The following is a 26,924-nucleotide window of genomic DNA, read 5'->3' as shown; positions in this document are numbered from 1 at the left end:
AGCGCTCGTCGAAAAGCCCGGACTTTAGGCGAAAATGCGGCAACCCGTCTCCTGTTTCCATCATATGTCGTGCGGTGAATATCAGAAAAATCGCACTTGAGCGGTGCTGCCCAACTCAACTGGCACGATTTTTGTTTCTCTTAGTCTGAACCGGTCTTTTCAGCGCAGACGCGTTTGAAGCCGCCATTCGACGGAGATACTCGATGCTCATAACAGGAAGATTCAAGCAAACGGCTTTGGCCACCTTGCCAGCACTGCTCGTTCTTGCAGGAACAGCACTGGCTCAGGATGCAGCCGCGCCCACCCCGACACTTGATACCGGCGATACGGCCTGGATGCTGACTTCAACCGCGCTCGTGTTGATGATGACCATCCCGGGCCTGGCGCTGTTCTATGGCGGTATGGTGCGTAAGAAGAACGTACTTTCGACGGTCATGCAGAGCTTTGCCGTCACGTGCCTTATGTCGGTTCTGTGGATGGTCGCGGGTTATTCGCTGGCCTTCACCGATGGCGGCTCCATGAATGCCTATATTGGTGGTCTCTCCAAGGCATTCTTTTCCGGTGTGACGATGGAATCGCTTACGGGCACCATTCCGGAATATCTCTTTATTGTCTTCCAGATGACGTTCGCGATCATCACGCCAGCGCTTATTGCGGGTTCGTTTGCTGAACGCATGAAGTTTTCCTCCATGCTGGTCTTCCTGACATTGTGGCTGTTCATCGTCTATATCCCGGTCGCGCATTGGGTCTGGGGCGGTGGTTTCATGGCGTCGGATGGCGTGCTCGATTTTGCCGGCGGTACGGTTGTTCACATAAATGCCGGTGTTGCAGGCCTCGTCGCAGCCCTCATCATCGGCAAGCGCGATGGTTACGGACAGACCAACATGGCGCCGCATAACCTCGTTCTTTCGGTCATTGGTGCAGCCCTTCTGTGGGTGGGCTGGTTCGGCTTCAATGCGGGCTCGGCTGTTGGTGCAAATTCCCTTGCCGCTGTTGCCATGCTCAACACACAGGTAGCGACCGCTGGTGCTGCTCTTGCCTGGATGTTTGCGGAATGGGCGATTGCCGGTAAGCCAAGCGTTCTTGGTATCATTTCGGGTGCTGTTGCAGGTCTTGTTGCTGTCACGCCTGCTGCTGGCTTCGTCAATCCAATGGGCGCGCTCATTCTGGGTATTATCGCAGGTGCTGTCTGTTACATTGCAGCCGTCAAGATCAAGCATGCGCTTGGCTATGACGACTCGCTTGATGCATTCGGTGTTCACGGCGTTGGCGGCTTTGTCGGTGCGATCCTGACCGGTGTCTTTGCTGATGCCACGATCAACGCAGCCGGTGAAGGTGCAACCGTTGGCAAGCAGTTCTTTGGTGCCGCGGTCACCGTTGTTTACACGGCAGTCGCCACGGCAATCATTCTGTATGTGGTCAAGGCCGTTATGGGTCTGCGTCCAAGCAAGCAGGCCGAAATGGAAGGCCTCGATATCGCTTTGCACGGCGAGTCTGTTCAGTAGAACAGAGTTGTCTCAACAGGAAAAAGGCGCGGGAAACCGCGCCTTTTTCATTGGCGATTGAATTCCTTTGGATAAGTCATCGCATGGTTAATGGGGAATTAACCATCGCAAGGCTAGGATCGCCCCGATTCATTACGCCCGAGGCTTAAAACCAGACGGCAATAAAACATGGTTCGGGACAGGCTTTATGCGGCAAGGATATTCGCCCTCATACCCGCTTCGTGACGAGCGGATTTCGGAAGACAGGCTGAAACTGGCCAATATCTTCCGCAGGCAGTTCTATATCCTCTTTGGGCTGGGGTTGCTTTCGTTGACCGCTGCGGCTGTGGGCGCGCTTGCGACATGGAATGTTGCGGACCCAAGCCTTAGCCACGCGACGGATAATCCCGTTACCAACGCGCTTGGCTATCCCGGCGCAGTCTTCTCCGATCTTGCGATGCAGTTCTTCGGCCTTGCCAGCGTTCCGGTTCTGCTGCCTCTGGTCATCTGGTCGCTGCTGCTCATGACACGCGGCGGCATAAGCCGGGTTGCGAAGCGCAGCTTTGCCTGGATGGGGGCTGCTTTGCTGTTTGCAGCCATTGCGAGCTGCTTTGCCGTGCCGCAAAGCTGGCCGATGCCTATCGGCCTTGGTGGCGTGTTTGGTGATATGATGCTGCGTCTGCCCGGACTGTTTCTGGGAGCGTTCCCACAGGGTGCCATTGCATCGGGGATCGCGTTGGTGCTTGCCTTGCCAGCACTCTGGCTTTGTCTGTTTGCAAGTGGAATTGTTGGACGCCGTGAGGCGCTGGTCAACACGCGGGCTTCACACGGCGCACCTGCTGAAGACGATTTTGCGGATAGTGACGATGAAGAAGATGAAAGCTCTTCAGGCGGCATATCGCAATATGTGGGTGCTCTGACGCATACGATGCTCAGCGCATCTGCGACTTTCAAGCGACTGACTGGCCTGAACCGTCGTAAACCGCGTGAAGACGAATATGGCGATATGCGCAGCGTGCGTCGCAGCGCTGAAACCCGCAATAATGCGCGTCGCGATCCGGGTTTTGGTGGCGCGTCCTCCGAACAGCCTCCATTCGATAATGATGATGATTTTGACGGCGGCATGGAAGCGGCACCACTTGCAGGCGAAGAATGGCATGATGCGCCGCCACAACGCTCCAAGGCACGGGTTGGCGAACGTGCGCCTGCACCAAAGAGCGGTGCGCGTATCCAGCGTGAGGCTCAGCCTTCATTCCTGAAGGAAGGTGGCGCATTTGAAATGCCGTCCCTGCATTATCTGGCCGAACCAAAGCTCGTGCAACGCGATGCATCGCTTTCCAAGGATGCGCTCGAACAGAATGCGCGCCTGCTTGAAGGCGTGCTGGAAGATTTTGGCGTGCGCGGCGAGATCATCAATGTCAAGCCGGGGCCGGTTGTAACTCTCTACGAACTTGAACCGGCGCCGGGCATCAAATCATCCCGTGTCATTGGACTGGCGGATGATATCGCCCGTTCCATGAGCGCCATTGCCGCGCGTGTCGCCGTTGTTCCGGGTCGCAATGTTATCGGCATTGAACTGCCGAACCAGAAGCGCGAAATGGTTTATCTGCGCGAAATGCTGGCAAGTCGCGACTTCGAGCAATCGAAATCCAAGCTTGCACTTGCGCTTGGTAAAACCATCAATGGCGAGCCGGTGATTGCCGATATCGCCAAGATGCCGCATTTGCTGGTCGCCGGTACGACGGGGTCTGGTAAATCGGTTGCGATCAACACGATGATCCTGTCGCTGCTCTATCGCATGACGCCGCAGGAATGCCGCCTGATCATGATCGATCCGAAAATGCTGGAACTCTCGATCTATGACGGTATTCCGCATCTCTTGACCCCGGTCGTGACCGATCCGAAAAAAGCTGTTGTTGCGCTCAAATGGACCGTGCGCGAAATGGAAGACCGTTATCGCAAGATGTCCAAGGTTGGCGTCCGCAATATTGACGGCTTCAACCAGCGTGTCGGTCAGGCGCAGAAGAAGGGTGAGCAGATCGCCCGCACAGTGCAGACCGGCTTTGACCGCAATACGGGCGAAGCGATCTACGAAACCGAACAGCTCGATCTTGAACCAATGCCATATATTGTCGTGATTATCGACGAAATGGCCGACCTGATGATGGTTGCAGGCAAGGACATCGAAGGCACGGTGCAGCGGCTGGCACAGATGGCGCGTGCGGCTGGTATCCACGTCATCATGGCGACGCAGCGTCCATCGGTCGATGTTATCACCGGTACGATCAAGGCCAACTTCCCGACCCGTATCTCGTTCCAGGTGACATCCAAGATCGACAGCCGCACCATTCTTGGCGAACAGGGTGCGGAGCAATTGCTTGGTCAGGGCGACATGTTGTTCATGGCAGGCGGCGGACGTATCCAGCGTGTGCATGGTCCATTTGTCGGTGACGATGAAGTTGAGCGCGTTGTTCAGCACCTGAAGCTTCAGGGCGTGCCGGAATATCTCGATGCCATCACTGAAGATGATGACGAGGATGAAGGCGGCGGCCCGGCTGGAACGTCGAACCTCGAAAATTCGGATGATCCTTATGATCAGGCCGTGGCGGTCGTGTTGCGCGACAAGAAGGCTTCGACTTCCTATATCCAGCGTCGCCTGGGCATTGGCTATAATCGTGCGGCTTCGATCATCGAGCGCATGGAAGAAGAAGGCATTGTCGGGCCTGCCAATCATGCGGGCAAGCGCGAGATATTGGTGCCGACCGGTGACGACGAGTTTTAGGACTCAAATCTCATCGGCTGTGGAGCATTTCCAGCAAAAGTGCGAAGCGGTTTTGCGTCGGATAATGCGAAAAAACAAAGAGATAGAACATTTCTAATGATTCAAGAAAAACAGGAAATGCTCTAGCTGCCACACTGGTGCCCAACTGCCGGACTATTTTAAGAAGATGATGAAAACAGAGAGTTTGCCGATGATGTTCTCCCGTATTTCCGCATTTGCGAAAGCCAGCCGCTTTGCAGCCGTATTGGGAGCATTGGTTCTTGGCGCGGCAGCTCCGGCATTCGTACCAGCTGTTGCACAGGCGCAGGGCGCAGGAAATGCTGCAGCGGCTCAACAGATTGCAGATCACTTCTCTTCCCTGCGCACACTGACCGGTGAATTCGTTCAGTTCGGCCCCAAGGGTGAGCAGACCGGCGGAACCTTCTATCTGGAGCGTCCGGGCAAGATTCGCTTCAACTATGACAAGTCGCCGATCCGCGTCATTTCGGATGGCAATCAGGTTGTCATCAACAATCGCAAGCTCGACACCTGGGATATGTATGCGCTGGGCACCACGCCTTTGAAAATGCTGCTTGCCGATCGTATCGATCTTGGTGGTGGGCGCCTTCAGAGCGTCAAGCAGGACCCGGACATGACCACGCTGGTGGTTGCTGACAAAACGGCCTTTGGCAACTCGAAAATCACCATGATGTTTGAGCCAAAGACCATGGATCTCAAGCAGTGGACCATCACCGACGCACAGGGCCTCGACACCACGATCATGGTGTTCAATGTCCGCAGCGGCGTTCGTTTCACCGATGATATGTTCAAGATCGACTATCAGCGCATCGCGATGAAGCGTAAGGGCCAGTAAATCTTCACGCTCGATAATTGCAATTGTCAGATAAATCGTTAGGTTCGCGGCCATCTCAAAGCATTTCCAGCAAAAGTGCGAAGTGGTTTTGCGCTGGACAATGCGTAACAACAAATAGTTAGAGCGTCCGCGAGTCTTATCCCCATGACCTTTTCTGTTGCTACCTGGAACATCAATTCCGTTCGCCTGCGCATGCCGCTGGTCGAGCAGTTTTTAAGCGATTATCAGCCGGATGTTCTCTGCCTTCAGGAAACAAAATGCCCGGATGATCAATTCCCTTCCAAGGGCTTCCGTGCGCTCGGTTATGAGCATATCGCGATCAGTGGCCAGAAGGGCTATCACGGCGTCGCAACCATCTCAAAACGTCCGCTGAGTGACGTCGAAAAGATCGGCTTTTGCGAGATGGGCGATTGCCGTCATCTGAGTGCTGTTGTTTCAGCCGGCGACAAGAAGCTGCGTATCCATAATTTCTACGTGCCTGCGGGCGGCGATGAGCCTGATCCTGCAATCAACCCGAAATTCGCGCACAAGCTCGGCTTTCTGGAGGAAATGCGCGCCATTGTGGCCAACCGGCAGGACGGGAACTCGTCAATTCTCGTGGGCGATCTCAATATTGCGCCGCTGGAAAACGACGTCTGGTCGCATAAGCAGCTTCTCAAGATCGTCAGTCACACACCGATTGAGACCACAACGCTGGAAGATCTGCGTGTGAAAGGCGGCTGGAGCGATCTGATGCGTCAGGTCATTCCGGCAGACCAGAAAATCTACACCTGGTGGAGCTATCGCGCCAAGGATTGGGATGCAGCTGACCGTGGCCGCAGGCTTGATCACATATGGGGTTCGGCTGATCTGGAAGCGCATATGCAGGAGTTGCAAATTCTGCGTGAGGCGCGCGGCTGGGATCGTCCATCCGATCACGTGCCAGTCATTGCGACGTTTGATCTGGATTAATCGAACGCTCAAGCCTATATAGAGCGAAGTTCAGAAGAGGAGAGAAGAGTAATGGATCGTACAGCACTGTTTTCAATGACCAGTGTTTTCAACGTTTCCGGGACTCTTCATGTCTTCTCTTCTCACTCTTCAGGATATTTCCTGCGTTACGGCTGATGGCCGTACTCTTTTTTCCGGCATTAATTTCAGCGTAACCGGGGGGCGTATCGGCCTCGTCGGGCGCAATGGTATTGGCAAATCCACATTGCTCAAAATCATGAGCGGTGATTTGCTGCCCGCAAGTGGAACTGTTACACGAGGCGGCAGAATTGGTGTGCTCGCGCAGAATAGTGGCAGCGACGGTGAGCGAATGCTGGCTGATCTGTTTGGTGCGCGTGATGGTTTTGATACGCTTGCGCGCATTGAATCCGGGCAGGGTGCCGATACCGATTTCGAGCAGGCCGACTGGCTTTTGCCGCAGCGCTTTGATGACGCTTTGCAGATGTTTGGGCTGTCGTTAGAGCCACAGGTATTACTTTCAGAATTAAGCGGTGGCCAACAGACGCGGGCGGCACTTGCCGCACTTTTGTTTCAGCAACCCGATTTTATTTTGCTGGATGAACCCACCAATAATCTTGATCGCGATGGGCGTCAGGCTGTGGCCGATATGCTGGCCAAATGGTCGGGAGTGGCTGTTGTCGTCAGCCATGACCGTGAATTGTTGCGGACCATGGATGTGATAGCTGAACTTTCACAAGGCGCTTTGACGCTTTATGGCGGCAATTGGGATTTCTATCACGAGCGCAAGGAGCAGGAGCGGGAAGGGGCTGTACGCGATCTGGAGATTGCGCAGCGCGATGTGAAGCAGGTCAGGCTCAAGGCGCAGGAAGCGGCAGAACGGCAGGCCAAGAGCGATGCACGAGGGCGCAAGTCGCGTGCTGATGCAGGCATGAGCAAGTTGCTGCTCGATGCCCGAGAGGATCGGGCACAGAAAACCGGTGGCCGCGGCGATGCGCTTGCTGAACGCAATGCGGATCGTGCTCAAAGCCAGTTGCGTGAAGCGGAAGCGAAGGTCGAGCGTGTCAAACCGATGCGTTTTGATGTCGAGGCATCGCTTTCACCATCCAGGCGCGTGGTTCTGGAAATGGTCGATGTTTCCGGCGGGCCAGTGCCTGACCGCCCGATCATTCGTGATGTCTCGCTCAAGGTTGTCGGGCCGGAGCGTATCGTCATTCGTGGCGCAAATGGTGCCGGCAAAACCTCGTTGCTGCGCTTGATAACCGGGGACTTGCAACCCACTGCAGGAGAAGTCAGGCGCTTTGTCCCCATTGCCATGTTCGACCAGAAAATGAGCCTGATGGACCGCGGGGCAACGCTCCATGAGAACTTCCGCAGATTGAACAAGGGGGCCAGCGATAATGATGCCCATGCAGCACTGGCGCGCTTCTCATTTCGTGGTGAAAGCGCCTCGCGTCTTGCCGGAGGCTTAAGTGGTGGTGAACTGTTGCGCGCGGCACTTGCGTGCGTTTTGGGCGGGACGCTGAAGCCTGAATTGCTGATTCTTGATGAGCCAACCAACCACCTCGATCTCGACTCCATCGAAGCGCTGGAAACAGCGCTGAATGAATATGAGGGAGGATTGCTGCTGGTCAGCCACGATCAGGCATTTCTTGATGCCATCGGCATTGAACGCGTTATTGAGCTGTAATCAGTCGTTGCCGTTAAGCTGTGGGGCGATTTTCTCAATGTCGGCAATCAGCTGCAGCAGATTTTTGCTGATATGTGCGTGCAGCGAGGCTGCAGCTTCCGGATATTCTTCCAGAATCCGCCGGAAGATAGCGCGGCTGATGCGGATGACTTCTGTCTCTTCCTCAGCCATCGCGCCGGTTAGGCGTGTGGTTTGCGCAATGAGCGCCATTTCGCCCAGCATCGCACCGGGGCCGACGGGGCGGATCGTGATCCGCCCTTCGTTTGCATCGTGAAATAAGGTGATATTGCCGGATACGACGATATAGCCGCAGTCAGCGCTTTGGCCTTCGCGGAATAGTTCACGACCGGCGCGCAGCACCAGTCGTTCTGCGCCAAAGGCAAGCAGACGTAACTGTTCGGGTGTGAATGACTCGAACAGGCCTACTGAGCCGAGAATGCGGATATCGTCATCGAGCGCCATGGCTTGTCATTACACCCGCGTCAGGCGCTGTCCATCATGGGACAAGTTTGTATCCCCCGCTTTCTGTAACCAGAAGCGATGCATTGGACGGATCCTTCTCGATTTTCTGGCGCAGGCGGTAGACGTGGGTTTCCAGCGTGTGCGTTGTGACACCGGAATTGTAACCCCAGACTTCCTCAAGCAGCACATCGCGGCCAATGACCTTGTCGCCTGCACGATAGAGATATTTGATGATCGCTGCTTCTTTTTCAGTCAGGCGAATCTTGCTGCCCTTCTCATCGAGAAGCAGTTTCTGGCCTGGCTTGAAGGTGTAGGGACCGACGATGAATGTCGCGTCTTCGCTCTGTTCGTGCTGGCGCAGCTGCGCACGGATACGGGCGAGGAGAACCGCGAATTTGAATGGCTTGGTGACATAGTCATTCGCGCCCGATTCAAGACCGAGAATCGTGTCCGATTCTGTATCATGACCCGTCAGCATGATGATCGGAGCCTTAAAGCCGCCTTTTCGCAGAAGTTTGACCGCTTCGCGACCGTCCATATCTGGCAGGCCGACATCCATGATCAGCAAATCGACAATGCCGTTACGGGCGGTCTGGATGCCTTTCGTGGCATTGTCTTCCTGAAGAATCTGGAATTCTTCGCAAAGTTCAAGCTGTTCGACGAGGATGGAACGAAGATCTTCGTCATCGTCCACAACCAGTATTGTACGACCTGTCATGCCTGTCCTCGTTACTCTTTGATTCAAATAGCTGTTCGTGTTTTATGACATTTAATGGCGATAAGTTGAAGCCGTGAAAAACACGAGAGCTTTTCGTGTATACCACCAAAAGTTTTCAAGCAGTCAGCATTTGGGGAGGCAGGCTTGACCAGAAATCAAAAAAGCCGCGGAATTGGCATCATCGACGTACGGGCAAAGCCCGGCCATAAGACGCGCGGCCTGCTTGCTGCTGGTAATTTGGTGCTGCAATGTGCGCTTGGCAAGGGGGGAATCAGCGCTTTCAAGCGCGAAGGCGATGGTGCGACACCGCTTTCATCCATGCGATTGCGTTATGGCTATCGCCGTGGCGATGCCGGACACCTGCCTTTGTCCCGTCTGCCCTTGAGACGCGTGCGCAAACTGGATGGCTGGTGCGATGCGCCAAAAGACGCCAATTACAATCGCCCGGTCAACCTGCCTTTCAAGGCCAGCCACGAGAAGATGTGGCGCAATGACGATGTTTATGATGCTTGTATCGTCATGGACTGGAACATCAGCCCGCGCAAGCGAGGCTGTGGCAGTGCGATTTTCTTTCATCTCGCCCGTCCGGGTTATAAGCCGACCGAGGGCTGTATAGCATTGAAGCGCGCCGACATGGCGCGCCTCCTGCCTCATCTCACCGATAGAACGGTTATTCGTGTTCTACGCTGATTAGAGCGCATCCCGAAAAGTGTGAAATGGTTTTCGGGATGCGCGTTAAAGCAAATGAACTAGTGCGCTGCGGCAGGTACGATTTTCACTTCATGGCCTTCAGCATCGTAGAGCTTTCCGTTTAGGATATAATCGCCTTCATGTAGCTCCGCGATCTGATGGTGGCGAATGATGCGTTCGGTGCCTTCTGCAAAGACCGACATCTGGTCTGAATTCCCGCCTTTGAATTCATTGAACATGAGATTGAGCGCGATTGCCATCAATGCTGCGGAGCTGATGCCTGAATGGAAAATGGTCTCAAACCAGGCCGGAAACTGATGGTAGAATTCTGGGGCCGCGATCGGGATCATGCCGAAACCGATAGACGTTGCCACAATGATCAGATTGATGTTGTTCTGATAATCGACCTTTGAAAGTGTACGGATGCCGCTTGCGGCAACCGTTCCGAACAGCACGATTCCGGCACCGCCGAGCACCGCAGGCGGCACGCAGGCAATCACGCGCCCCATTACCGGCAGAAGGCCGAGCGTGATCAGGATCAGACCGCCGGTGGCCACCACATAACGGCTTTTCACGCCGGTTACGGCCACAAGACCGACATTCTGTGCGAAAGCGCTTTGTGTGAAAGAGCCGACCACGGGTGCCAGAATGCTCGATGCCATATCCGCACGCAGACCGTTGCCCAAGCGGCGGGAATCGACCTTGGTTTCCAGAATGTCGCCAACCGCCAGAATATCGGCAGAAGTTTCCACCAGTGTTACGATGATGACGATGAACATCGAAAGTGTGGCGGCAATGCTAAAGACCGGCCATCCGAAATGGAAGATTTCGGGCAGCGCCATCACTGGGCCTTCCGCGACGCGCGAGAAGTCTGTCATACCGAGTGCCCACGCAATCCCCGTGCCAATAATCATGGCGAGCAGGATAGAGAGGCGTGAAATCGTGGCATTGCCTAATTTGCTCAACAGCAGCACGATCAAAAGCGTGAGTCCGGCGAGGCCAATATTGCCCATGCTGCCGAAGTCCGGCGCTTTGCTGTTCCCACCCATGGCCCAGCGTGCGGCGACCGGCATCAATGTGAGGCCTATGGTTGTGATCACAATGCCGGTGACGAGTGGTGGAAAGAAGCGTGTGACACGCGAGAATATCGGCGTGATCAGAAAGCCGATCAGGGATGCCGCCATCACTGCACCGAGTACGACCTGAAGTCCGGCCTCTCCTGTTTGGGCAGATGTGACGATGGCGACCATTGTGGCGACACCGGCAAAGGACACGCCCTGAACCAGCGGAAGCTGACAGCCGAAAAACGGAATGCCGATGGTTTGCAGAACGGTTGCCACGCCGCCTGCGAAAAGCGACGCAGTAATCAGCAGACCGATCTCACTGGGACTGAGACCTGCTGCCTGACCGATGATCAGCGGCACAGCAACAATGCCGCCATACATGGTCAGAACATGCTGGAAGCCATAAGCGAGATTGGCTGCAATGGATAGTTTTTCATCTTCGGGACGTGGACTGGCCACCATCCCGGTTGGGTGTGTATTCACGTTTATCCCTCCCGATGTCTCTCCTCAAAGACAGGGGGTGAGTATATCCTTCACGTGTCCACTGACTGCATTGCTTTTGGTTGAAGTTGTTTTCGATGTGAGCGGGTGAATGCAATCACGCTGACGCTTCACGCATTGCCTCACTCAGAACGGCAAAGATATAGGGCTCTATCGATTGCGCAACATTGAAACGCAGATAGCGGGTTGCACTGCGTGATGGGCTGAACACATCGCCGGGTGCAAGCAGAACACCTTTTTTGAGCGCATAAGCTGCGATCTGACCGGAATCCATCCCTTCGGGTAACCGCGCCCAGAGAAACATGCCGCCCTGCGGCTCGGTCCAGAGTTCAAGCCCTGTCGCCTTGAGCCTCTTGGCAGTCATGGTCATGGTATCTGCAAGCTTTGCACGCAGGCCGTCGATGTGGCGCCGATAAGTGCCATCGGTGAGAAGAGCGTGCACAATCTGTGCCGAAACCGTGTTGCCCGCAAATGTGCTGGCAAGCTTGAGATCGGTCAGGCTGTCGATCCAGTCACGACGACCGGCAATGTAGCCAACACGTGCTGCGGCCGACAGCGTCTTTGAGAAACTGCCGATATGCAGCACACGATCAAAGCCGTCGAGTTCAGCGAGCAATGGCGTGGGAGAAGGGTGAAAATCGCCAAAAATATTGTCTTCGACCAGCGTGATATCATGTATTTCGGCAAGCTTCAGCAGTCGGTGTGCAATGGCGGGCGTCATGGTGCCGCCGGTTGGATTGTGCAACCCGGCATTGGAAATATAGAGCTTTGGCACATGCTCTTCTGCCGTCCGGGCGAAGGCCTCAAGGTCAGGGCCACTATGGGTATAGGGAATACCCATGATTTTTACCCGGTGAGAGAGGAGCACCGCCTGAAAATTGAAATAGCAGGGATCGTCCACCAGCACGGTATCGCCGGGCTGCAACAGAAAGCGGCAGATGAGATCAATCGCCTGAGTACCGGAATCGGTCAGCAATATATCCCCGCTGGACATATCGATCCCCTGCTCGGACAATTTGCGTGCCAGATGGCTTCGCAAAGGGCGAAAGCCAAGCGGCTCGCCATAAGTGGTGAGATCACTATTCTCATCGCGTGCTATCGCCCGCATGGCACGACGAATGCCTTCGAGTGGCAGCCATTCATTGGGCAGCCAGCCGCAACCTGGTTTATAGGTCTCGCTGCCAGCTTCAAGCGATTGCCGCATGACCCAGAAAGGGTCAATCTGCCGGTCCTTCTGGGGCATGGTCGTGGCCACGGTGAAAGGCTGGCGTGCGCGTTCGGAAACATAGAAACCCGCACCACGGCGCGATTGAATGATACCTTCCGCCACCAGACGGTCATAGGCTTCGACAACGGTTGATTTCGACACATGCATGGTTTCAGCCAAACGGCGGATCGACGGCAGCCGCGCACCGGGAGCGAGGCTCATGGCCGCAATACGGTCGCGAATGATGGTCATGACCTTTTCAACGAGCGACATCTTCTCGGGCATGTCTTTTTCATCGCTGCGTTCGTTTTGTCCGCCAAGATAGGCGGCCTCTACAGCCTCAAGACTGCGCAAAAGGCCTGTCGAAATCATCTGTACCATCCTTTGTATCAGTACAGTTTACCAAAATTGTCTGGTGATTGTCTCTGATTATTTGGCCAACTTCGCGGCACTGTACCGGAATCATCTATACAAAATTGCAAAAGATCGAAAAGACACAATGAACAAGACAGCGGGTTGGATTAACGGATTTCTGGGGGTTCTTATTTTCAGCGGGTCGTTGCCCGCGACACGTCTGGCGGTAATCGATATCGATCCGACCTTCCTGACCATGGCACGAGCGACGATTGCAGGTCTTTTGGGGTTGATACTTCTGCTCGCTTTCCGTGAGCCTTTCCCGCGTCGCAATGACGTTATTTCACTGATCGTCGTAGCGCTTGGTGTGGTGGTTGGCTTTCCATTGCTGACCGGCATCGCGCTGCAGTATATGACGTCTGCACACGCGATTGTCTTTATCGGTCTGCTGCCTTTATCGACGGCTTTGTTTGCCGTGCTGCGCGGCGGCGAAAATCCGCGCCCTCTGTTCTGGCTGTTTTCGGTTGCAGGGGGCCTCATCGTTGCATCTTACGCTTATGGGCAGGGTAGCCAGTCGACGCTGCTTGGGGATGTCTTGATGCTGGGTGCAATCATTGTCTGCGGACTTGGCTATGCGGAAGGCGCGAGCCTCTCGCGACGGCTGGGCGGCTGGCAGGTGATCTGCTGGGCGCTGGTCTTCTCGTTGCCGGTCATGCTGCCGCTCAGCATCCTGACGCGTCCGGAAACGTGGTCCGGTATCGGGGCGATGGCATGGGGCGGGCTTGCCTATGTCACGCTGTTTTCAATGCTGATCGGCTTTTTCTTCTGGTATCGTGGGCTTGCCCAGGGCGGTGCGGCGGCTGTCGGCCAGTTGCAATTGTTGCAGCCATTCTTTGGTCTGATGCTGGCTGCATCGATCGCCGGTGAACCGGTGAGTATGGGCATGGTGCTGACCGCTGGTGTGGTTGTTCTATGCGTGGCTGGTGCGAAAAAGTTTGCTTAGAGCGCATTTCGATCTGATTGGATCAGATCGGCGCTCTAAATATTTGTTTTAACGCGCATCTTTTCCGAAAACCGTTTCACACTTTTCGGGATGCGCTCCAGACAAAAGCTTGTCGCCCAAAAGTGGGAACCGGTTTTGAGATAACGACAAGCGTTATAAAAAAGTCCAAACCGTCGTGCGCTTGACCTCTGCATCCTCAAGCGCACGGGTGACCGGCACTGTGTAAACGGCAAGCTGCTCAAGCCTGTCCTTTGGCAGATAGGCGCGACCCGGATCACCGACAATGATGCGGGCGCCACGCGCTGCGAGCGTTGAAAACCACGGGATCAGACGATCTGCGAGCGGTCTTTCGTAGAAAACATCGCCAGCAAGCACCACGTCCCAGCCATGGTCCTGATCGATCAGGTCTGTGAGTGTCGGGGTGATGGCAACGCTGTTTGCAGCCGCATTGATTTCGATTGCCGGGAGCGCAAAGGGATCGATGTCCGACGCGAGAACGCTTTTCGCCCCCGACTTCCTCGCTGCAATGGCAACGAGGCCCGAGCCGGATGCGAAATCCAGCACGGTTTTGCCCGCAACCATATCTGGATGATCGAGAATATAGCGTGCGACGCCCTGACCGCCTGCCCAGGCAAAGGCCCAGAAAGGCGGCGGAAGACCGATGGTTGCCAGTTCCTCCTCGGTTCTGTGCCAGAGGTCGTGGGCTTCATCGGCCAGATGGAGGCTGATTTCCGGCACATGCGGTGGCGCTTGCAGGCCAGTATTGACCAATATGAAATCACGCGTAGCCTTGTGTGCCGGATCAAGCATCATTTTTCTCATTGTGCGTGTCGTTATCGGATCGTAGCGGGAACAGAAATCAGTCCAGTTGACTGATTTCCCCGCGAAGGCGGTTCCCACTTTTCCGCGACATGCATCAGATGTCTTTAGCGTCCAGTCCGCCCATGCGGCAAACTTCGATCCACTCGTCTTCCGTCACTGGCTGCACCGAAAGGCGCATGGACGTGACGAGTGCCATCTTTTCGAGTTTTGGATTGGCTTTCACATCTTTCAGCGTGACAGGCTTTGGCACATCGCGCACGGCCTTGATATCCACGCAATCCCAGCGTGGATCGTCTGTGGTGCTGTCAGGATGCGAAAGCGCACAGATCTCGACGATGCCCACCACTTCGAGACCTTCGTTGGAATGGTAGAAAAAGCCTTTGTCGCCGAGCTTCATGGCACGCATGTTGTTGCGCGCCAGATAGTTGCGCACGCCGTCCCACTGCTCGCCTTTTTCGCCACGGGCTTTCTGCATTTCCCATGACCATTTGAACGGTTCGGACTTGAACAGCCAGTAAGCCATGATCAATCCTTATGCGTTTGCTGGATTGTTGATGGCCCAGTTCCATGGGCGCACGGTCACATCGGCAAAAAGGCCAGCCAGAGCATAAGGATCATTCGCCGCGATCTTTTCGGCTGCCGCCTTGTCGGCTGCTTCCACAACAACGAGGCTGCCATTTGGCTTGCCATCTTCACCAAGGAATGGGCCTGCAAATTTCAGCACATCGCCAAGACCCTTGAGATAGTCGAGATGGGCCGGGCGCGTATCAAGGCGCACCTGCAGATGATCGGGCTTGTCGTTGCACAGAAGAGCAAAAAGCATGTTTAATCCTCGGTCTTGAGTGGTCGGTTAAGAAGAGCCGTAACGGCTTCATCAATCGTGATTTTTCCGGCAAGAAGTGCCGCAACAGCCGTGATAATCGGCGCAGGGATCGCATGTCTTTGGCAGAGTTCGGCAGCGATTGGAGCGGTCGCCACGCCTTCGGCCAGAGGGCGATTGGAAAGGTCTTCACCGCGTCCGATAGCAAGCCCATATGAATAATTGCGCGATTGCGAGGAAGAACAGGTCAGCATCAGATCGCCGAGGCCTGAAAGTCCCATGATGGTTTCAGGCTTTGCACCCATGGCCTGCCCTATGCGTCGCAATTCGGCAAAGCCGCGTGTAACGAGGGCTGCCTGAGCGCTGGCACCATAGCCGCGCCCAATGGCAGCACCTGCCGCGAGAGCCAGAACATTTTTGAGCGCACCGCCGATTTCAACGCCCTTGAGATCGGTGGTGGAATAGCAGCGGAATGCGGGACCGGAGAGCATTGCAGCCAGCTGATCGGCAATGACTGCATCTTCGCAGGCAATGGTCACAGCTGTTGGCAGGCCGCGTGCCACATCGGTTGCAAAGCTCGGACCGGAAAGCGCACCGATTGTATGATTGGGCAGAACTTCTGCCACCACTTCCGACATCAGTCGCCCGGTCTCGCGCTCAATGCCCTTGGCGCAGAGAATAACGGGTGCGGATTGCGGAATAAGGCTGCTTAGTTCCTGAAGCCCTTTGCGCATGACCTGCGCCGGAACCACAACAAGAACGATGTCGGCATCCTGGAAAACGGCCTTGGCGTCTGTGCTGGCGCGAATGCCTTCCGGCAATTCTATTTCGCCAAGATATGCTGGGTTGCGGTGCTGGTTGTTCACATGTGCAACCGTTTCGGCATCACGGGCATAAAGCCATGCGTCGTGGCCACCGATTGCCGCCATGGCCGCAAGTGCGGTCCCCCATGCACCACCACCCAGAACGGCAATTTTAGCTTTGTCGCTCATGCTTTTGCCCCGCGACGTCCGGTGCCGAACATGGGCGCTGATTTTTCATCAAGCGGCCAGCGTGAGCGCGGCGCAAGATTAAGCGAATCAGGGCCTTTGGTTGCTGCACGTTCGGCACCAGCCCAGGCGATCATCGCCGCATTATCGGTACAAAGATTGAGCGGCGGTGCGATGAAGCTGAAACCATGCTTTTCGCAAAGCTGTTCCAGCGAAGCGCGCAAGGTCTTGTTGGCCGCAACGCCACCCGCAACGATCAGCGAGGGTGTAACGCAATCCGGGAACTCTTGCTTAAAGCGCTCCAGCGAACGTTTCACGCGATCTGACAAGGTATCAGCTACTGCATCCTGAAATGATGCGCAGATATCAGCCACATCCTGATCGGAAAGGGGACTAAGTTCTGTTGCAGTCTGGCGCACAGCGGTCTTGAGGCCTGAGAATGAGAAGTCGAGCCGCGCTTCGCCCTTGAGCGGTCTTGGCAACGGAAAACGCTTGGCGTCGCCCTGCAATGCCATGCGCTCAACGGCTGGGCCGCCCGGATAAGGCAGGCCGAGCAATTTGGCAGTCTTGTCGAAAGCTTCACCCAGCGCGTCGTCGATTGTCGTACCGAGGCGCTCATAGTCGCCGAGGCCACGTACCAGAACCATCTGTGTGTGACCACCGGAGACCAGCAGCAGCAGATAAGGAAACGGAAGATTGTCGGTCAGTCGTGCGGTAAGCGCGTGACCTTCCAGATGATTGACCGCATAAAACGGCTTGTTTGCTGCCATGGCCATGGCTTTTGCGGTCATCAGCCCGACAATAAGCCCACCGATAAGGCCGGGACCGGCTGTTGCGGCTATCGCATCAACCTCATCAAGCTTCAGATTGGCGTCTTTGAGTGCGCGTTCTACCAGCTGATCGAGCGCTTCGACATGGGCGCGCGCAGCGATCTCAGGCACCACACCGCCATAGGGTTCGTGTTCGGCGATCTGGCTGAGCACCACATTGGACAAAATATGCCCTTTGCCGTTATCGTCACGTTCAACGATGGCGGCGGCTGTTTCGTCGCAACTTGTCTCTATTCCAAGAATGCGCATTTGCGGTTAGACCCTGCCTGTCTCATAACTCGAAGTAATATTTTCCGGGAAACCCGGTATCATGGACGGCGCGATATGCAAACAGCATCCTTGAAGATTGGCAGCTTGAAGATCGGTACTCGGGGCAGCAAGCTTGCGCTCGCTCAAGCCTATGAAACGCGTTCTCGTCTGATTGCCGCGCACGGTCTCAATGAAGATGCGATTGAAATCGTGCCGATGTCGACTGCCGGTGATCGCATTCAGGATCGCCCGCTGGCGCAGGTTGGCGGCAAGGGGCTGTTTACCGAAGAGATCGAAGCCGCGCTGAAAGACGGTCGCATTGATCTGGCTGTGCACTCCACCAAGGATATGCCGACCGTTCTGCCGGAAGGTCTTCATCTTTCTGCTTTTCTTGAGCGCGAAGATCCGCGCGATGCTTTCGTTGGTCGCACATCAAAACGCTTTCTTGATCTGCCGCAGGGCGCGGTCGTGGGGTCGTCATCGCTGCGCCGTCAGGCGATGATCAAGCGTCTGCGCCCCGACATTCAAGTGGTGATGTTCCGCGGCAATGTCCAGACGCGTCTGCGCAAACTGGAAGAAGGCGAAGTGGATGGCACATTCCTCGCCTGCGCTGGCTTGAAGCGACTGGACCTTGCCGATGTGATCACCGATCTGCTTGACCCGGCAATCTTTCTGCCTGCGCCGGGGCAGGGAGCAATCGGCATCGAAAGTCGTATTGGCGATGAAAAGATTGATGCATTGCTGAAGCCGTTGGCGCATCGTGACACGCATGTGGCGCTGGCCTGCGAGCGCGCGTTTCTGGCAACCCTTGATGGTTCCTGCCGCACGCCGATTGCAGGCCTTGCGATTGTTGATGGAGACAAGATCTCATTCCGTGGCATGATCCTGACGCCAGACGGTCGTGAGGCGCATGAAGTGAGGGCGGAAGGTTCTGCTTCCGATGCCACCGAACTTGGATCGGACGCTGCCAAACGTGTGCGGACGCAAGCTGGTGCAAAGTTCTTTGAAGGCTGGGAGTAACATTGGCTGAAGAGCGGAAGGCAGTGATCAGCGGTCGTGTTTTGATCACACGGCCAGAACCGTCGGCGTCATTGACGGCGGTAAAGCTTACCGATCTGGGTTTTTCGCCTGTCTCTTTGCCGGTTAGCCATACCGTCGCGCTTCAATTCTCAATCAGGAATCAATCGTTTGATGCGCTTGCCGTGACGAGCGCCAATGCGTTTCGACACGTACCAAATGAACAACTTCAACCGTTGAAAACCCTGCCGCTGTTTGCTGTCGGCGAAGGCACGGCACGTGCGGCCCGGGAAGCGGGCTTTCAGACCGTGATTGAAGGTGGCGGTGATGCTGTGCGTCTGGCTGCCAGGATGGCTGAATATCTGCCGAAAAGCGCGCGGATTCTTTATCTCGCAGGACGTGTGCGTCAGCCTGTATTTGAGCATCAGGTGTCGCAAGCGGGTCTCACCATGGCGGTTTGCGACGTCTATGATATCGCGACAATCGACTATTCGGTCAATGAAATCAAAGCCGCGCTCGACAAAGGTCCATTTGTCGCGGTGCTGCTTTATTCTGCTGTCGCCGCGAAGCTGTTTGTCGAGTTGATACAGAAAACTGACACGCAGTTTGACCGGAAAACGCGGTTTCTAAGCATTTCTGAACGGGTTGCCGACTGCTTGCCAGAGGAATGGCGCGCGCAGGCACTGATCGCGGATCATCCTGATGAGAGCGGTATATTTCGTTTGTTTTCCAAACTTTGACTCTTTTGCGCGTAACCTTTCTTCATCTCCTGATTTTATCTGATAAGCTTTAAAGACATTCTTTGCACGACGAGAGGACCCATGGCGAAATCCGGCACTCCGCGACATTCCAAACCGGCCCGCAAGCCCGTGACGATCAATCTCGATCCGTCGGATGTTAAACGCGTTGACGAAGCGGCAAAACCACAGGCGACAAATCAGGCGATGGTTCAGGCAACACCGGCAGCCGAGCCAGTAGGGGATTTCTCGAAGATGACCGATCCAAAACCTGCCGCAACGGCTACTCCAAAATTTGAACCCAAAGCGGAGAAGCCCCCCTTTACGGCTGGTGTTAAGCCTGAAACCTCAAGGGAAGCGCCGCGCGCCTCCACGTCTGTACCGCCGGTATCTGAAAAGAAATCCGGTTCAGGCGGCGCTTATCTGCTGGCGGGCGTTGCCGGTGGCGTGATTGCGCTTGGCGGTCTGCTGGCTTTGCAGTGGGGTAATGTGGTGCCTTCGCCGGGATCGCGCGTCACTGCTGAGCAATTGGCGCGCATGGAACAGCAGATCGCCGATCTGCGCACCAATCCTGCGCCTGCGCCACTCGATGATGCCAGCAAGGCGCAACTTGCCGATTTGCAGAAGAATGTCGAAGCGGCTGAAATCAAATCTGAAGCTGTTGTGGGAAGCCTCACCGAAATTCAGCAGCAGTTTGCGGCACTGCCCAAGGCAGGCGAGGGCGGTTCTGCTCCGGTCGAGATTTCTGCGTTGACCGAGCGTCTTGCAGCACTCGAATCGCAATTGAGCGATGCAAAAAGCCAGGCCGATCAGGCCGCGGCTGGCGTTTCGGGTAACAGTGGCACGATCTCCAATCTCGAACAGAAGCTGGTTTCGCTTCAGGAAAAGGTGAGTGCGAATGCGCGCCAGCCGGATGCATCGGCGCTGATTGCTGCCAATGCATTGAAGACGGCGATTGATCGTGGCGGCTCGTTCAAGGCGGAGCTTGAGACGTATGCGTCTGTTGCGCCACAGGATAAGTCGGTAGAAGGGCTGAGTGCTTTTGCCGATAAAGGGGTTCCGACCATCGCTGATCTCAATGCATGGTTTGGACCTGTTGCAAACAAAATCATTGCCACTGAAAACAAGCTGCCTGCCGATGCAGGCGTATGGGACCAGCTTGTCGCCAGCGCCAAAGGTCTCGTCAGCGTGCGTCCTGTCGCGGGTAATGTGAGTGGGACGGGCGTTGGTCCGACCACAGCGCGCATGGAAGCAGCCCTTCATGCCGGTGATCTTGAACGGGCAATTTCTGAATGGGAGCAGCTGCCTGCTGATGCGAAAGCGGCTTCAGAAGAGTTCGCAAGTCAGATGAAGGCGCGGCACAACACAGATGCATTGATCCAGCGTCTTGTGACCGACAGCCTCAAGCCAAAAACTGCAACAGACGCCACGGCGCCAAACTAAGGGGGCGTCGTCCATGCTGCGTGTGATATTTTACTTCGCTATTGTCGTCGTTCTGGGATTTGGCTTTTCGTGGCTCGCGGATCGTCCGGGTGAGCTTGATGTCACCTTCGCTGGCAATCATTATAATGTGCCGCTGATTACCGCTGCTGCGGGTGTGGTAGCGATTGTTGCCACGATCCTGATTCTCTGGTGGCTTATCAAGAGTATCATCCAGTCGCCTTATACGCTGCGCCGTCATTTTCGAGCCCGTAAACGCGACCGTGGCTATCAGTCACTATCGACCGGACTGATTGCTGCGGGTGCAGGTGATGCGGAGGCCGCGCGCCGCATGAACAAGCAGGCGGCCAAGCTTTTGAACTCGGATCAGGAGCCACTGATCAAGCTTCTTGAAGCGCAGACTGCCATGCTGGAAGGCCGCACCGACGATGCCCGCAAGGGCTTTGAAGCCATGATTGAAGACCCGGAAACCAAGTTGCTTGGTCTGCGCGGTCTTTATATCGAAGCGCAGCGTGTCGGCGCACGCGAGGCCGCCCGTCATTATGCGGCGGAAGCTGCAAAAGAAGCGCCACAGCTTGAATGGGCATCCTCTGCGGTCATGGGCCAGCTCTGCTCTGAAGGCGATTGGGATGGTGCATTGAAGTTGGTGGATGCGCGCAAACAGGCACTCGCTCACAGCAAGGATGTGGTGAAAAAGGAGCGCGCAGCGCTTCTCACTGCCAAAGCAATGGCGACGGTGAATGTGGATCATGCACATGCCAAGGCCATAGCGCTCGAAGCCAATAAGCTTGCGCCTGATCTTGTGCCTGCGGCCGTTGTTGCTGCACGTGCGCTGTTTGCCGATGGCGAAGTGCGCAAGGGTTCAAAAATCCTTGAAGCTGCGTGGAAACGTTCGCCGCATCCCGATATTGCTTCGACCTATGTATATGGTCGTGCCGGCGACACTGTGCAGGACCGTTTGAAACGGGCGAAGCATTTGGTGACGCTGCGTTCGAGCAATGTCGAAGGCAGTCTGGCGCTGGCACGTGCGGCTTATGAGGCAGGTGATTATCGTTTGGCGCGCGATAATGCCGAACAGGTGTTGCGCGGTGCGCCCCGCGAAAGCGCTTATCTGCTGCTGGCAGATATCGAAGAGGCCGAGACCGGCGATCAGGGCAAGGTGCGGCAGTGGCTTGCTCAGGCTGTCAAGGCGCCGCGTGATCCTGCATGGACGGCGGACGGCTATGTTTCAGAGCAATGGTCACCTGTGTCGCCGGTTACCGGACGCTTGAACAGTTTTGAATGGAAAGTGCCGGTTGAGCAGCTTTCGCCGGTGATCGAGGTTGAAAAGCCGGAAATTGCGGAAGCGGTTCCGGATCACATCGCAGAAAGCAGGGCGATCGCAGCGGTTGAAAGACCTGTACCCAAGCCAACGTTTGAAGACGTGGTCGAGGCTGAAGTGGTTGTGCCGGAAGCCGAGCCCGTCAAAGTCAAGCTGGAGCCGGTAAAGTCTGAAATCAAACAAGTTGAGAAGCCAGCGGTTGTGGATGTGGCTGAACTCGACATCGAAGAGGACGACAACAAGAAGCATTCTGCTCATATCATCGTTGACGATCCTGGTGTTGATGAAAGCGAGTCTTCGCAGAAGAGCCGGAACAATGGTTTGCGTCTTTTCTGACCCAATAATTGTTGCCTAAAGACCACGGCAACCCACTCTTGAGCAGTTGAAACCGAGGCAGGGCGGTTTGCTGTCTTGTGCCTCGCTATTAGCTCGCTATTTTCAATTGTTCTAAAGAACGGCGGTTTGCCGGCAGAAGTGTTTCTATGGCGAGGGTGGATGTTCGAGCGTTTGCTGGATTTTCTGAAAGAGTTGCCGGGCAACGGTTTGCGTGAGCGGGGCGAAAAATTTTCCGATGCCGATCCGCGGCTTGCAGCAGCTGCCCTTCTGTTTCACATCATGGATGCGGATGGCGAAACGCGCGAAAGCGAGCGTGCAAAACTCTCGGGCATGCTGTCGCAGAAATATGGTCTCAAGGGCGATGCGCTTAAAAAGCTGATCAAGGCCGCAGAAGAGGCCGATCAGGAATCAATCAGCCTCTCAGATTTCACGTCTGTACTGAAGCGTCATCTCGATTATCAGGCTCGCGTCGATTTCGCTGCCTTGATGTGGGAAATCGTTTATGCGGATGGAGTTGTCAGTGAAGTGGAAGCTGATGTGATGTGGCGGGTTGCCCATCTCATTGGCATCACAGAACAAGACCGCAATATGATCGAGGCGCGTGTTTACGCAGCCAATAAGAGCGCGCCAGAGGCCTGACACGCTCTGACGCTTAGAGCGCATCCCGAAAAGTGTGAAACGGTTTTCGGACAAAGATGCGCGTTAAAACAAATATTTAGAGCGTGGATCTGAGCCAATCAGATCGAAACGTGCTCTAAAGCGTTTCCAGTTAAAACGGAGTCGCTGGAGTCGTTCTAAATACTTGTTTTGTCGCATTATCCCACGCAAAACCGCTTCGCACTTTTGCTGGAAATGCTCTAAGTTCGACCCTGCAGATTGCGTGCTTTGCGTAATTGCGGGAACATGACGGCCCAGGCGGCTGCAACGGCAATCGATCCGATGCCGCCAATCACTACCGCAGGAACGGCACCGATGGCAGCAGCCATCAACCCGGCACGGAATTCACCCAGCTCGTTAGAAGCGCCCACAAATACCATATTGACCGCATTGACGCGACCGCGAACATGGTCGGGTGTCCAGAGCTGCATCAGAGTTTCACGAATATAGACGCTGATCATATCGGCAGCACCCGCAAGGGCGAGAGCGACGATCGAAAGCCATGTCAGTGTTGAAACGCCGAAGATGATGTTGAACAGGCCGAACAGGGCAACAAAGACGAACATCACACGCCCGGCATGATCGCGGATCGGGTGACCTGCAAGCCAGATGGCTGTGAGAACGGCACCGATGCCGGGAGCCGAGCGCAGAAGACCGAGCCCCCATGGACCGAGATCCAGAATATCGCGGGCATAGATCGGCAGAAGCGCAACCGTGCCGCCAAGCAGAACGGCGAAAAGATCGAGTGAGATTGCGCCGAGTACGATCTTCTCTTTCCAGATATAACGGAAGCCCGCGAGCATGGTAGAGAGCGAGCGCTCTTCTGTCGTCGTGTGCTGTTTGGGCTTTGGAATAGAGAAAATCAGGATGGAGCCAGCGACCAGAAATACGGTCGCCACACCATAGGCCGCGATGTGCGAGACGCCGTAGAGCAGTCCACCTGCAACAGGGCCGACAATAGTCGCTACCTGCCATGCCGATGCATTCCACGAAACGGCGTTGGCGAAATCTTCGCTCGGAACCAGATTGACCACGAGGGAGGCGGAAGATGGTCCGAGGAATGCACGTGCCACGCCAAAGATCAGCAAGGCTGCAAAGACGGTTAGCGGCTCAAACAGGCCGGTGAGCGTCAGGATGAGCAATATTGCCGTGACCACGCTTTCGAGAATGAGCGACAGCCCCATAACGAGGCGTCGGCCAAAGCGATCGGCTGCGGCCCCGGTGAATAGAACGAGCAGCAATGCGGGCAGAAACTGCACCAGCCCGACCATGCCGAGATTGAAAGCGTCCCGGGTCTGATCATAAATCTGCCAGCCGACGGAAACACTGACGATCTGGACGGCGAACGCACTCAGAAAGCGTGCGGCCCAGTATTTCTTGAACGAAGTATGGCGGAATGCGGCATAGCGGTCCGCGTGGGAAGCATCGGTGCTGGGGGACATTGCTCAGGACAACTGTAAAACGGAACTTCTTCTTACAGCAGTTTTTAACGGGCAATGATCACTTTTTCTTGGAGAATCTCACAGCTCTGCAACATATGCGGAGTAGTTCTTTGTCTGTTGCTGATCGGAAAAAGAAAAAAGGCCGATATAAACCGGCCTTTTCGATGATTGTGTATGGTTTTTGCTGGTCAGTCTTTACCGAGCAGGCCTTTCCAGATGATGGCGCCAATCGCGGCACCTACAAGTGGGGCCACCCAGAACAGCCAGAGCTGCCCCAAAGCGCCAGTTTCTGCAAACAGGGCCGCAGCCGCAGAACGGGCTGGGTTGACCGATGTATTGCTGATCGGGATCGAGATCAGATGGATCAGGGTCAGAGAAAGACCGATGGCAATCGGTGCAAAGCCCGATGGTACGGCTGATGAGGTCGAACCGAGAATGACGATGAGGAAGAACGCCGTCAGTACGATTTCAGCAATCAATGCCGCGGTGAGGCTAAAGCCGCCGGGTGACAGCTCGCCATAGCCGTTGGATGCAAAGCCACCTGCCGTGAAGCCGGTCTTGCCAGTTGCAATGAGATAAAGAACGGCTGCCGCAGCAATGCCGCCCAGAACCTGTGCAACCCAGTAAGGGATGAGGTCTTTCGCCGGGAAACGTCCCGCGACCAGAAGGCCGAACGAGACCGCTGGATTGAAGTGGCCGCCGGAAATGCCGCCGACAGCATAAGCCATCGTCAGAACGGTCAGACCGAAGGCGAGAGCGACGCCAGAAAAGCCGATGCCCAATTCAGGATAGGCTGCAGCGAAGATCGCGCTGCCGCAACCACCGAAGACGAGCCAGAACGTTCCAAAAAATTCCGCAGACAGTTTGTTCAACATGGAAGTCCCCAGTGTTGGTGTAGTGATAAATGCCGGTGCGAATCAGATGACTAAATATACAGTCGTGTTTTTCTTACATCAATCGTGCTTAATTGGTCGATATGTTTGTGATATTTGCCGGATATTATAGTGATAGCAGTAAATTTCATGTTGATTTGAATTTGTATTAGAATGTTCTTTTAAATAGTTCCAAACTTTCGAAATGACCCGAAAACCCCATAAATCGGTCGCTTTTTTGCCTTAATTTAAATCATGCTTGGTTTTGTCTTGTATATTGCGGTCGTGGGTGCACGCGCGTTATAAGAAGCTTGTTCATGCAGATAATTGCGATGAAAACGATCTCGGCAAAGCGGGTGTTTCGTGGGGCGTTATAAGGAGTTGCCAGCCTTGAAAATTCAAATTGAGGCTCGAACATGCAGATCGCTTCTGCAATCCGTGATGGTGGTTGCCGTTGGTGCAGTATTATCCGGTTGTTCGGCTAGTGCATGGTCTGAAACGGTCAGGATCGACAGCGCTCCTCCTATGCCGAAGGAATGTGGCGGCTGGCAAAGGATCGACCTCAAGCAGCGTACGACCATGGTTCTGCTACGCGAGGATGCACGCCTCGTCACAGATATCGATTCCCATAATCTCAAAGGCCGCAATCTCGGTTGCTGGGAATAGTATTATTTCTCTTCGTGCGCCTCTTTGCCGAAAGCCGTTTTACATTTTTTTGGAATGCGCCCTAAATTTTCAATCAGATTGCAGCCGATTTGGCGTTTGTCAGATCGGGCAGGTTTCGTTGCATCCGTTCCAATAATTGCCTGAATGTTTTGCGTTATAAAAAACGATGCTCGCGCAATTTTTATCGACGATTCCAGTCGCGTTAACCTCACATTAACCATGGAGGTTAAAGGTCATTCTGATATCGATTTCATCCGTAGCCCAATCGGAATGCGGACAATTTAGAGAAGCACACCGGTGATACGTTTCGAGAATGTCGGCCTGAGATATGGAATGGGGCCAGAGATCCTCAAGGATGTCAGCTTTCATATTCCGCCGCGCTCATTCCAGTTCCTGACCGGGCCCTCTGGAGCCGGCAAGACGTCGTTGATGCGTCTCTTATTCATGGCGCTGAAACCGACGCGCGGACTGATCAATATTTTCGGCAAGGACGTCGCACGGCTCGATCACAAGGAAGTGCCGCTCCTGCGTCGGCGGATTGGGATTGTTTTCCAGGATTTCCGGCTGCTTGATCATATGACGACCTATGAGAATGTCGCACTTCCGCTGCGTGTGCGCGGCAAGGAAGAGGCGACTTATCGGCATGAGGTGGAGGAACTTCTGCACTGGGTCGGGCTTGGCGACCGTATGAATGTGCTGCCGCCTGTGCTTTCTGGTGGTGAAAAGCAGCGTGCAGCGATTGCGCGCGCATTGATCGACCAACCCGAACTTCTGCTCGCGGATGAGCCGACAGGCAATGTTGATCCGCCGCTGGCCAAGCGCTTGTTGCGGCTTTTTACCGAGCTTAACCGCTCTGGAACTGCTGTTATCATTGCGACGCACGATCTTTCCTTGATGGATCAGGTCAATGCGCGGCGCATGATCCTCGAACATGGGCGGCTCGATATCTATGATTGAAGCTGACAAAGAC

25 protein-coding genes are annotated in these 26,924 nt (G+C 55.1%); 14 read left to right on the top strand and 11 right to left on the bottom strand.

Features of this window, described 5'->3' with window-relative positions; genetic code table 11:
- Positions 1 to 203: 203 nt before the first annotated feature.
- From CEV33_RS12615 to CEV33_RS12595, 5 genes are all read left to right on the top strand, one after another.
- Positions 204 to 1,505, top strand: coding sequence for an ammonium transporter (locus CEV33_RS12615; RefSeq protein ID WP_094540805.1), 1,302 nt, complete (start codon positions 204 to 206; stop codon positions 1,503 to 1,505).
- A 187-nt stretch (positions 1,506 to 1,692) separates the two neighbouring features.
- The gene (locus CEV33_RS12610) at positions 1,693 to 4,266 is read left to right on the top strand and encodes a DNA translocase FtsK (RefSeq protein ID WP_094540804.1); all 2,574 of its coding nucleotides are present in this window, start codon (positions 1,693 to 1,695) and stop codon (positions 4,264 to 4,266) included.
- Positions 4,267 to 4,456: 190 nt separating this feature from the next.
- The gene (locus tag CEV33_RS12605; RefSeq protein ID WP_208620194.1) at positions 4,457 to 5,119 is read left to right on the top strand and encodes an outer membrane lipoprotein carrier protein LolA; all 663 of its coding nucleotides are present in this window, start codon (positions 4,457 to 4,459) and stop codon (positions 5,117 to 5,119) included.
- Between the two features lie 144 nt (positions 5,120 to 5,263).
- Positions 5,264 to 6,070, top strand: coding sequence for an exodeoxyribonuclease III (gene xth, locus CEV33_RS12600; protein WP_094540802.1), 807 nt, complete (start codon positions 5,264 to 5,266; stop codon positions 6,068 to 6,070).
- A gap of 109 nt (positions 6,071 to 6,179) precedes the next feature.
- Entirely contained in the window at positions 6,180 to 7,757 is a 1,578-nt protein-coding gene (locus tag CEV33_RS12595; protein WP_094540801.1) for an ABC-F family ATP-binding cassette domain-containing protein, read from the top strand.
- Here the strand turns inward: CEV33_RS12595 and CEV33_RS12590 are convergent, their stop codons facing one another.
- Together CEV33_RS12590 and CEV33_RS12585 are read right to left on the bottom strand one after the other, a co-directional pair.
- Positions 7,758 to 8,219 carry a cyclic nucleotide-binding domain-containing protein gene (locus CEV33_RS12590; RefSeq protein WP_094540800.1) on the bottom strand — a complete coding sequence of 154 codons (462 nt, stop codon included), beginning with the start codon at positions 8,217 to 8,219 and terminating at the stop codon, positions 7,758 to 7,760.
- A gap of 34 nt (positions 8,220 to 8,253) precedes the next feature.
- Positions 8,254 to 8,937, bottom strand: a complete 684-nt coding sequence (locus CEV33_RS12585) for a response regulator transcription factor (protein WP_094540799.1) — start codon at positions 8,935 to 8,937, stop codon at positions 8,254 to 8,256.
- Between the two features lie 144 nt (positions 8,938 to 9,081).
- Between CEV33_RS12585 and CEV33_RS12580 the strand changes: the two genes are divergently transcribed.
- Entirely contained in the window at positions 9,082 to 9,627 is a 546-nt protein-coding gene (locus tag CEV33_RS12580) for a L,D-transpeptidase family protein (RefSeq protein ID WP_094540798.1), read from the top strand.
- Between the two features lie 59 nt (positions 9,628 to 9,686).
- Here CEV33_RS12580 and CEV33_RS12575 read toward each other — a convergent pair whose 3' ends face one another.
- Both CEV33_RS12575 and CEV33_RS12570 read right to left on the bottom strand, forming a co-directional pair.
- The gene (locus tag CEV33_RS12575) at positions 9,687 to 11,153 is read right to left on the bottom strand and encodes a nucleobase:cation symporter-2 family protein (protein WP_208620197.1); all 1,467 of its coding nucleotides are present in this window, start codon (positions 11,151 to 11,153) and stop codon (positions 9,687 to 9,689) included.
- Positions 11,154 to 11,289: 136 nt separating this feature from the next.
- Positions 11,290 to 12,771, bottom strand: a complete 1,482-nt coding sequence (locus tag CEV33_RS12570) for an aminotransferase-like domain-containing protein (protein WP_094540796.1) — start codon at positions 12,769 to 12,771, stop codon at positions 11,290 to 11,292.
- 127 nt (positions 12,772 to 12,898) lie between these two features.
- Here CEV33_RS12570 and CEV33_RS12565 point away from each other — a divergent pair, with 127 nt between their 5' ends.
- Positions 12,899 to 13,756: a DMT family transporter gene (locus tag CEV33_RS12565; RefSeq protein ID WP_094540795.1), complete on the top strand. Its 858-nt coding sequence runs from the start codon at positions 12,899 to 12,901 to the stop codon at positions 13,754 to 13,756.
- Positions 13,757 to 13,909: 153 nt separating this feature from the next.
- On the opposite strand, the gene CEV33_RS12560 is transcribed toward CEV33_RS12565, so the two are convergent.
- The 5 genes from CEV33_RS12560 to tsaD form a co-directional block, all read right to left on the bottom strand.
- Positions 13,910 to 14,566, bottom strand: a complete 657-nt coding sequence (locus CEV33_RS12560; protein WP_094540794.1) for a class I SAM-dependent methyltransferase — start codon at positions 14,564 to 14,566, stop codon at positions 13,910 to 13,912.
- A gap of 106 nt (positions 14,567 to 14,672) precedes the next feature.
- Positions 14,673 to 15,101, bottom strand: coding sequence for an EVE domain-containing protein (locus CEV33_RS12555; protein WP_007872139.1), 429 nt, complete (start codon positions 15,099 to 15,101; stop codon positions 14,673 to 14,675).
- Positions 15,102 to 15,110: 9 nt separating this feature from the next.
- The gene (locus CEV33_RS12550) at positions 15,111 to 15,401 is read right to left on the bottom strand and encodes a YciI-like protein (RefSeq protein ID WP_094540793.1); all 291 of its coding nucleotides are present in this window, start codon (positions 15,399 to 15,401) and stop codon (positions 15,111 to 15,113) included.
- Between the two features lie 2 nt (positions 15,402 to 15,403).
- Positions 15,404 to 16,390 carry an NAD(P)H-dependent glycerol-3-phosphate dehydrogenase gene (locus CEV33_RS12545; RefSeq protein ID WP_094540792.1) on the bottom strand — a complete coding sequence of 329 codons (987 nt, stop codon included), beginning with the start codon at positions 16,388 to 16,390 and terminating at the stop codon, positions 15,404 to 15,406.
- Positions 16,387 to 17,466 carry a tRNA (adenosine(37)-N6)-threonylcarbamoyltransferase complex transferase subunit TsaD gene (tsaD, locus tag CEV33_RS12540; RefSeq protein WP_094540791.1) on the bottom strand — a complete coding sequence of 360 codons (1,080 nt, stop codon included), beginning with the start codon at positions 17,464 to 17,466 and terminating at the stop codon, positions 16,387 to 16,389. The genes CEV33_RS12545 and tsaD overlap by 4 nt, the downstream gene beginning before the upstream one ends.
- A gap of 75 nt (positions 17,467 to 17,541) precedes the next feature.
- Here tsaD and hemC point away from each other — a divergent pair, with 75 nt between their 5' ends.
- From hemC to CEV33_RS12515, 5 genes are all read left to right on the top strand, one after another.
- The gene (gene hemC / locus CEV33_RS12535; protein WP_094540790.1) at positions 17,542 to 18,486 is read left to right on the top strand and encodes a hydroxymethylbilane synthase; all 945 of its coding nucleotides are present in this window, start codon (positions 17,542 to 17,544) and stop codon (positions 18,484 to 18,486) included.
- A gap of 2 nt (positions 18,487 to 18,488) precedes the next feature.
- Positions 18,489 to 19,223 (top strand): uroporphyrinogen-III synthase, encoded by a 735-nt coding sequence (locus tag CEV33_RS12530; protein WP_094540789.1) that lies wholly within the window; start codon positions 18,489 to 18,491, stop codon positions 19,221 to 19,223.
- An 81-nt stretch (positions 19,224 to 19,304) separates the two neighbouring features.
- Positions 19,305 to 20,663 carry a COG4223 family protein gene (locus CEV33_RS12525; RefSeq protein ID WP_094540788.1) on the top strand — a complete coding sequence of 453 codons (1,359 nt, stop codon included), beginning with the start codon at positions 19,305 to 19,307 and terminating at the stop codon, positions 20,661 to 20,663.
- A 13-nt stretch (positions 20,664 to 20,676) separates the two neighbouring features.
- On the top strand, positions 20,677 to 22,317 hold the full coding sequence (locus CEV33_RS12520; protein ID WP_094540787.1) for a heme biosynthesis protein HemY: 1,641 nt from the start codon (positions 20,677 to 20,679) through the stop codon (positions 22,315 to 22,317).
- A gap of 159 nt (positions 22,318 to 22,476) precedes the next feature.
- Complete coding sequence (locus tag CEV33_RS12515) at positions 22,477 to 22,956, top strand: tellurite resistance TerB family protein (protein ID WP_094540786.1); 480 nt, start codon at positions 22,477 to 22,479, stop codon at positions 22,954 to 22,956.
- Positions 22,957 to 23,174: 218 nt separating this feature from the next.
- Here the strand turns inward: CEV33_RS12515 and CEV33_RS12510 are convergent, their stop codons facing one another.
- Both CEV33_RS12510 and aqpZ read right to left on the bottom strand, forming a co-directional pair.
- A complete protein-coding gene (locus tag CEV33_RS12510) occupies positions 23,175 to 24,416 on the bottom strand; it encodes an MFS transporter (RefSeq protein ID WP_094540785.1) in 1,242 nt (413 codons plus the stop codon).
- Between the two features lie 188 nt (positions 24,417 to 24,604).
- Positions 24,605 to 25,291: an aquaporin Z gene (gene aqpZ / locus CEV33_RS12505; RefSeq protein ID WP_094540784.1), complete on the bottom strand. Its 687-nt coding sequence runs from the start codon at positions 25,289 to 25,291 to the stop codon at positions 24,605 to 24,607.
- 438 nt (positions 25,292 to 25,729) lie between these two features.
- On the opposite strand from aqpZ, the gene CEV33_RS12500 reads away from it, so the two are divergent.
- Both CEV33_RS12500 and ftsE read left to right on the top strand, forming a co-directional pair.
- The gene (locus CEV33_RS12500; protein WP_374816947.1) at positions 25,730 to 25,954 is read left to right on the top strand and encodes a hypothetical protein; all 225 of its coding nucleotides are present in this window, start codon (positions 25,730 to 25,732) and stop codon (positions 25,952 to 25,954) included.
- A 333-nt stretch (positions 25,955 to 26,287) separates the two neighbouring features.
- Positions 26,288 to 26,911, top strand: a complete 624-nt coding sequence (ftsE, locus tag CEV33_RS12490; protein WP_235818420.1) for a cell division ATP-binding protein FtsE — start codon at positions 26,288 to 26,290, stop codon at positions 26,909 to 26,911.
- Positions 26,912 to 26,924 lie beyond the last annotated feature (13 nt).

It is taken from the genome of Brucella grignonensis, assembly GCF_002252505.1.
Lineage (GTDB): Bacteria > Pseudomonadota > Alphaproteobacteria > Rhizobiales > Rhizobiaceae > Brucella > Brucella grignonensis.
The sequence above is the reverse complement of the archived record's forward strand: the minus strand, read 5'-3'. Positions and strand labels throughout refer to the sequence as shown.

What these genes read in the sequence shown, in the direction of transcription:
- CEV33_RS12615 (WP_094540805.1), top strand. Translation starts at nt 204, where the DNA reads ATGCTCATAACAGGAAGATTCAAGCAAACGGCTTTGGCCACCTTGCCA.
- CEV33_RS12610 (WP_094540804.1), top strand. Translation starts at nt 1,693, where the DNA reads ATGCGGCAAGGATATTCGCCCTCATACCCGCTTCGTGACGAGCGGATT.
- CEV33_RS12605 (WP_208620194.1), top strand. Translation starts at nt 4,457, where the DNA reads ATGATGTTCTCCCGTATTTCCGCATTTGCGAAAGCCAGCCGCTTTGCA.
- xth (WP_094540802.1), top strand. Translation starts at nt 5,264, where the DNA reads ATGACCTTTTCTGTTGCTACCTGGAACATCAATTCCGTTCGCCTGCGC.
- CEV33_RS12595 (WP_094540801.1), top strand. Translation starts at nt 6,180, where the DNA reads ATGTCTTCTCTTCTCACTCTTCAGGATATTTCCTGCGTTACGGCTGAT.
- CEV33_RS12590 (WP_094540800.1), bottom strand. Translation starts at nt 8,219, where the DNA reads ATGGCGCTCGATGACGATATCCGCATTCTCGGCTCAGTAGGCCTGTTC.
- CEV33_RS12585 (WP_094540799.1), bottom strand. Translation starts at nt 8,937, where the DNA reads ATGACAGGTCGTACAATACTGGTTGTGGACGATGACGAAGATCTTCGT.
- CEV33_RS12575 (WP_208620197.1), bottom strand. Translation starts at nt 11,153, where the DNA reads ATGGTGGCCAGTCCACGTCCCGAAGATGAAAAACTATCCATTGCAGCC.
- CEV33_RS12570 (WP_094540796.1), bottom strand. Translation starts at nt 12,771, where the DNA reads ATGATTTCGACAGGCCTTTTGCGCAGTCTTGAGGCTGTAGAGGCCGCC.
- CEV33_RS12565 (WP_094540795.1), top strand. Translation starts at nt 12,899, where the DNA reads ATGAACAAGACAGCGGGTTGGATTAACGGATTTCTGGGGGTTCTTATT.
- CEV33_RS12560 (WP_094540794.1), bottom strand. Translation starts at nt 14,566, where the DNA reads ATGCTTGATCCGGCACACAAGGCTACGCGTGATTTCATATTGGTCAAT.
- CEV33_RS12555 (WP_007872139.1), bottom strand. Translation starts at nt 15,101, where the DNA reads ATGGCTTACTGGCTGTTCAAGTCCGAACCGTTCAAATGGTCATGGGAA.
- CEV33_RS12550 (WP_094540793.1), bottom strand. Translation starts at nt 15,401, where the DNA reads ATGCTTTTTGCTCTTCTGTGCAACGACAAGCCCGATCATCTGCAGGTG.
- CEV33_RS12545 (WP_094540792.1), bottom strand. Translation starts at nt 16,390, where the DNA reads ATGAGCGACAAAGCTAAAATTGCCGTTCTGGGTGGTGGTGCATGGGGG.
- tsaD (WP_094540791.1), bottom strand. Translation starts at nt 17,466, where the DNA reads ATGCGCATTCTTGGAATAGAGACAAGTTGCGACGAAACAGCCGCCGCC.
- hemC (WP_094540790.1), top strand. Translation starts at nt 17,542, where the DNA reads ATGCAAACAGCATCCTTGAAGATTGGCAGCTTGAAGATCGGTACTCGG.
- CEV33_RS12525 (WP_094540788.1), top strand. Translation starts at nt 19,305, where the DNA reads ATGGCGAAATCCGGCACTCCGCGACATTCCAAACCGGCCCGCAAGCCC.
- CEV33_RS12520 (WP_094540787.1), top strand. Translation starts at nt 20,677, where the DNA reads ATGCTGCGTGTGATATTTTACTTCGCTATTGTCGTCGTTCTGGGATTT.
- CEV33_RS12515 (WP_094540786.1), top strand. Translation starts at nt 22,477, where the DNA reads ATGTTCGAGCGTTTGCTGGATTTTCTGAAAGAGTTGCCGGGCAACGGT.
- CEV33_RS12510 (WP_094540785.1), bottom strand. Translation starts at nt 24,416, where the DNA reads ATGTCCCCCAGCACCGATGCTTCCCACGCGGACCGCTATGCCGCATTC.
- aqpZ (WP_094540784.1), bottom strand. Translation starts at nt 25,291, where the DNA reads ATGTTGAACAAACTGTCTGCGGAATTTTTTGGAACGTTCTGGCTCGTC.
- CEV33_RS12500 (WP_374816947.1), top strand. Translation starts at nt 25,730, where the DNA reads ATGGTGGTTGCCGTTGGTGCAGTATTATCCGGTTGTTCGGCTAGTGCA.
- ftsE (WP_235818420.1), top strand. Translation starts at nt 26,288, where the DNA reads ATGGGGCCAGAGATCCTCAAGGATGTCAGCTTTCATATTCCGCCGCGC.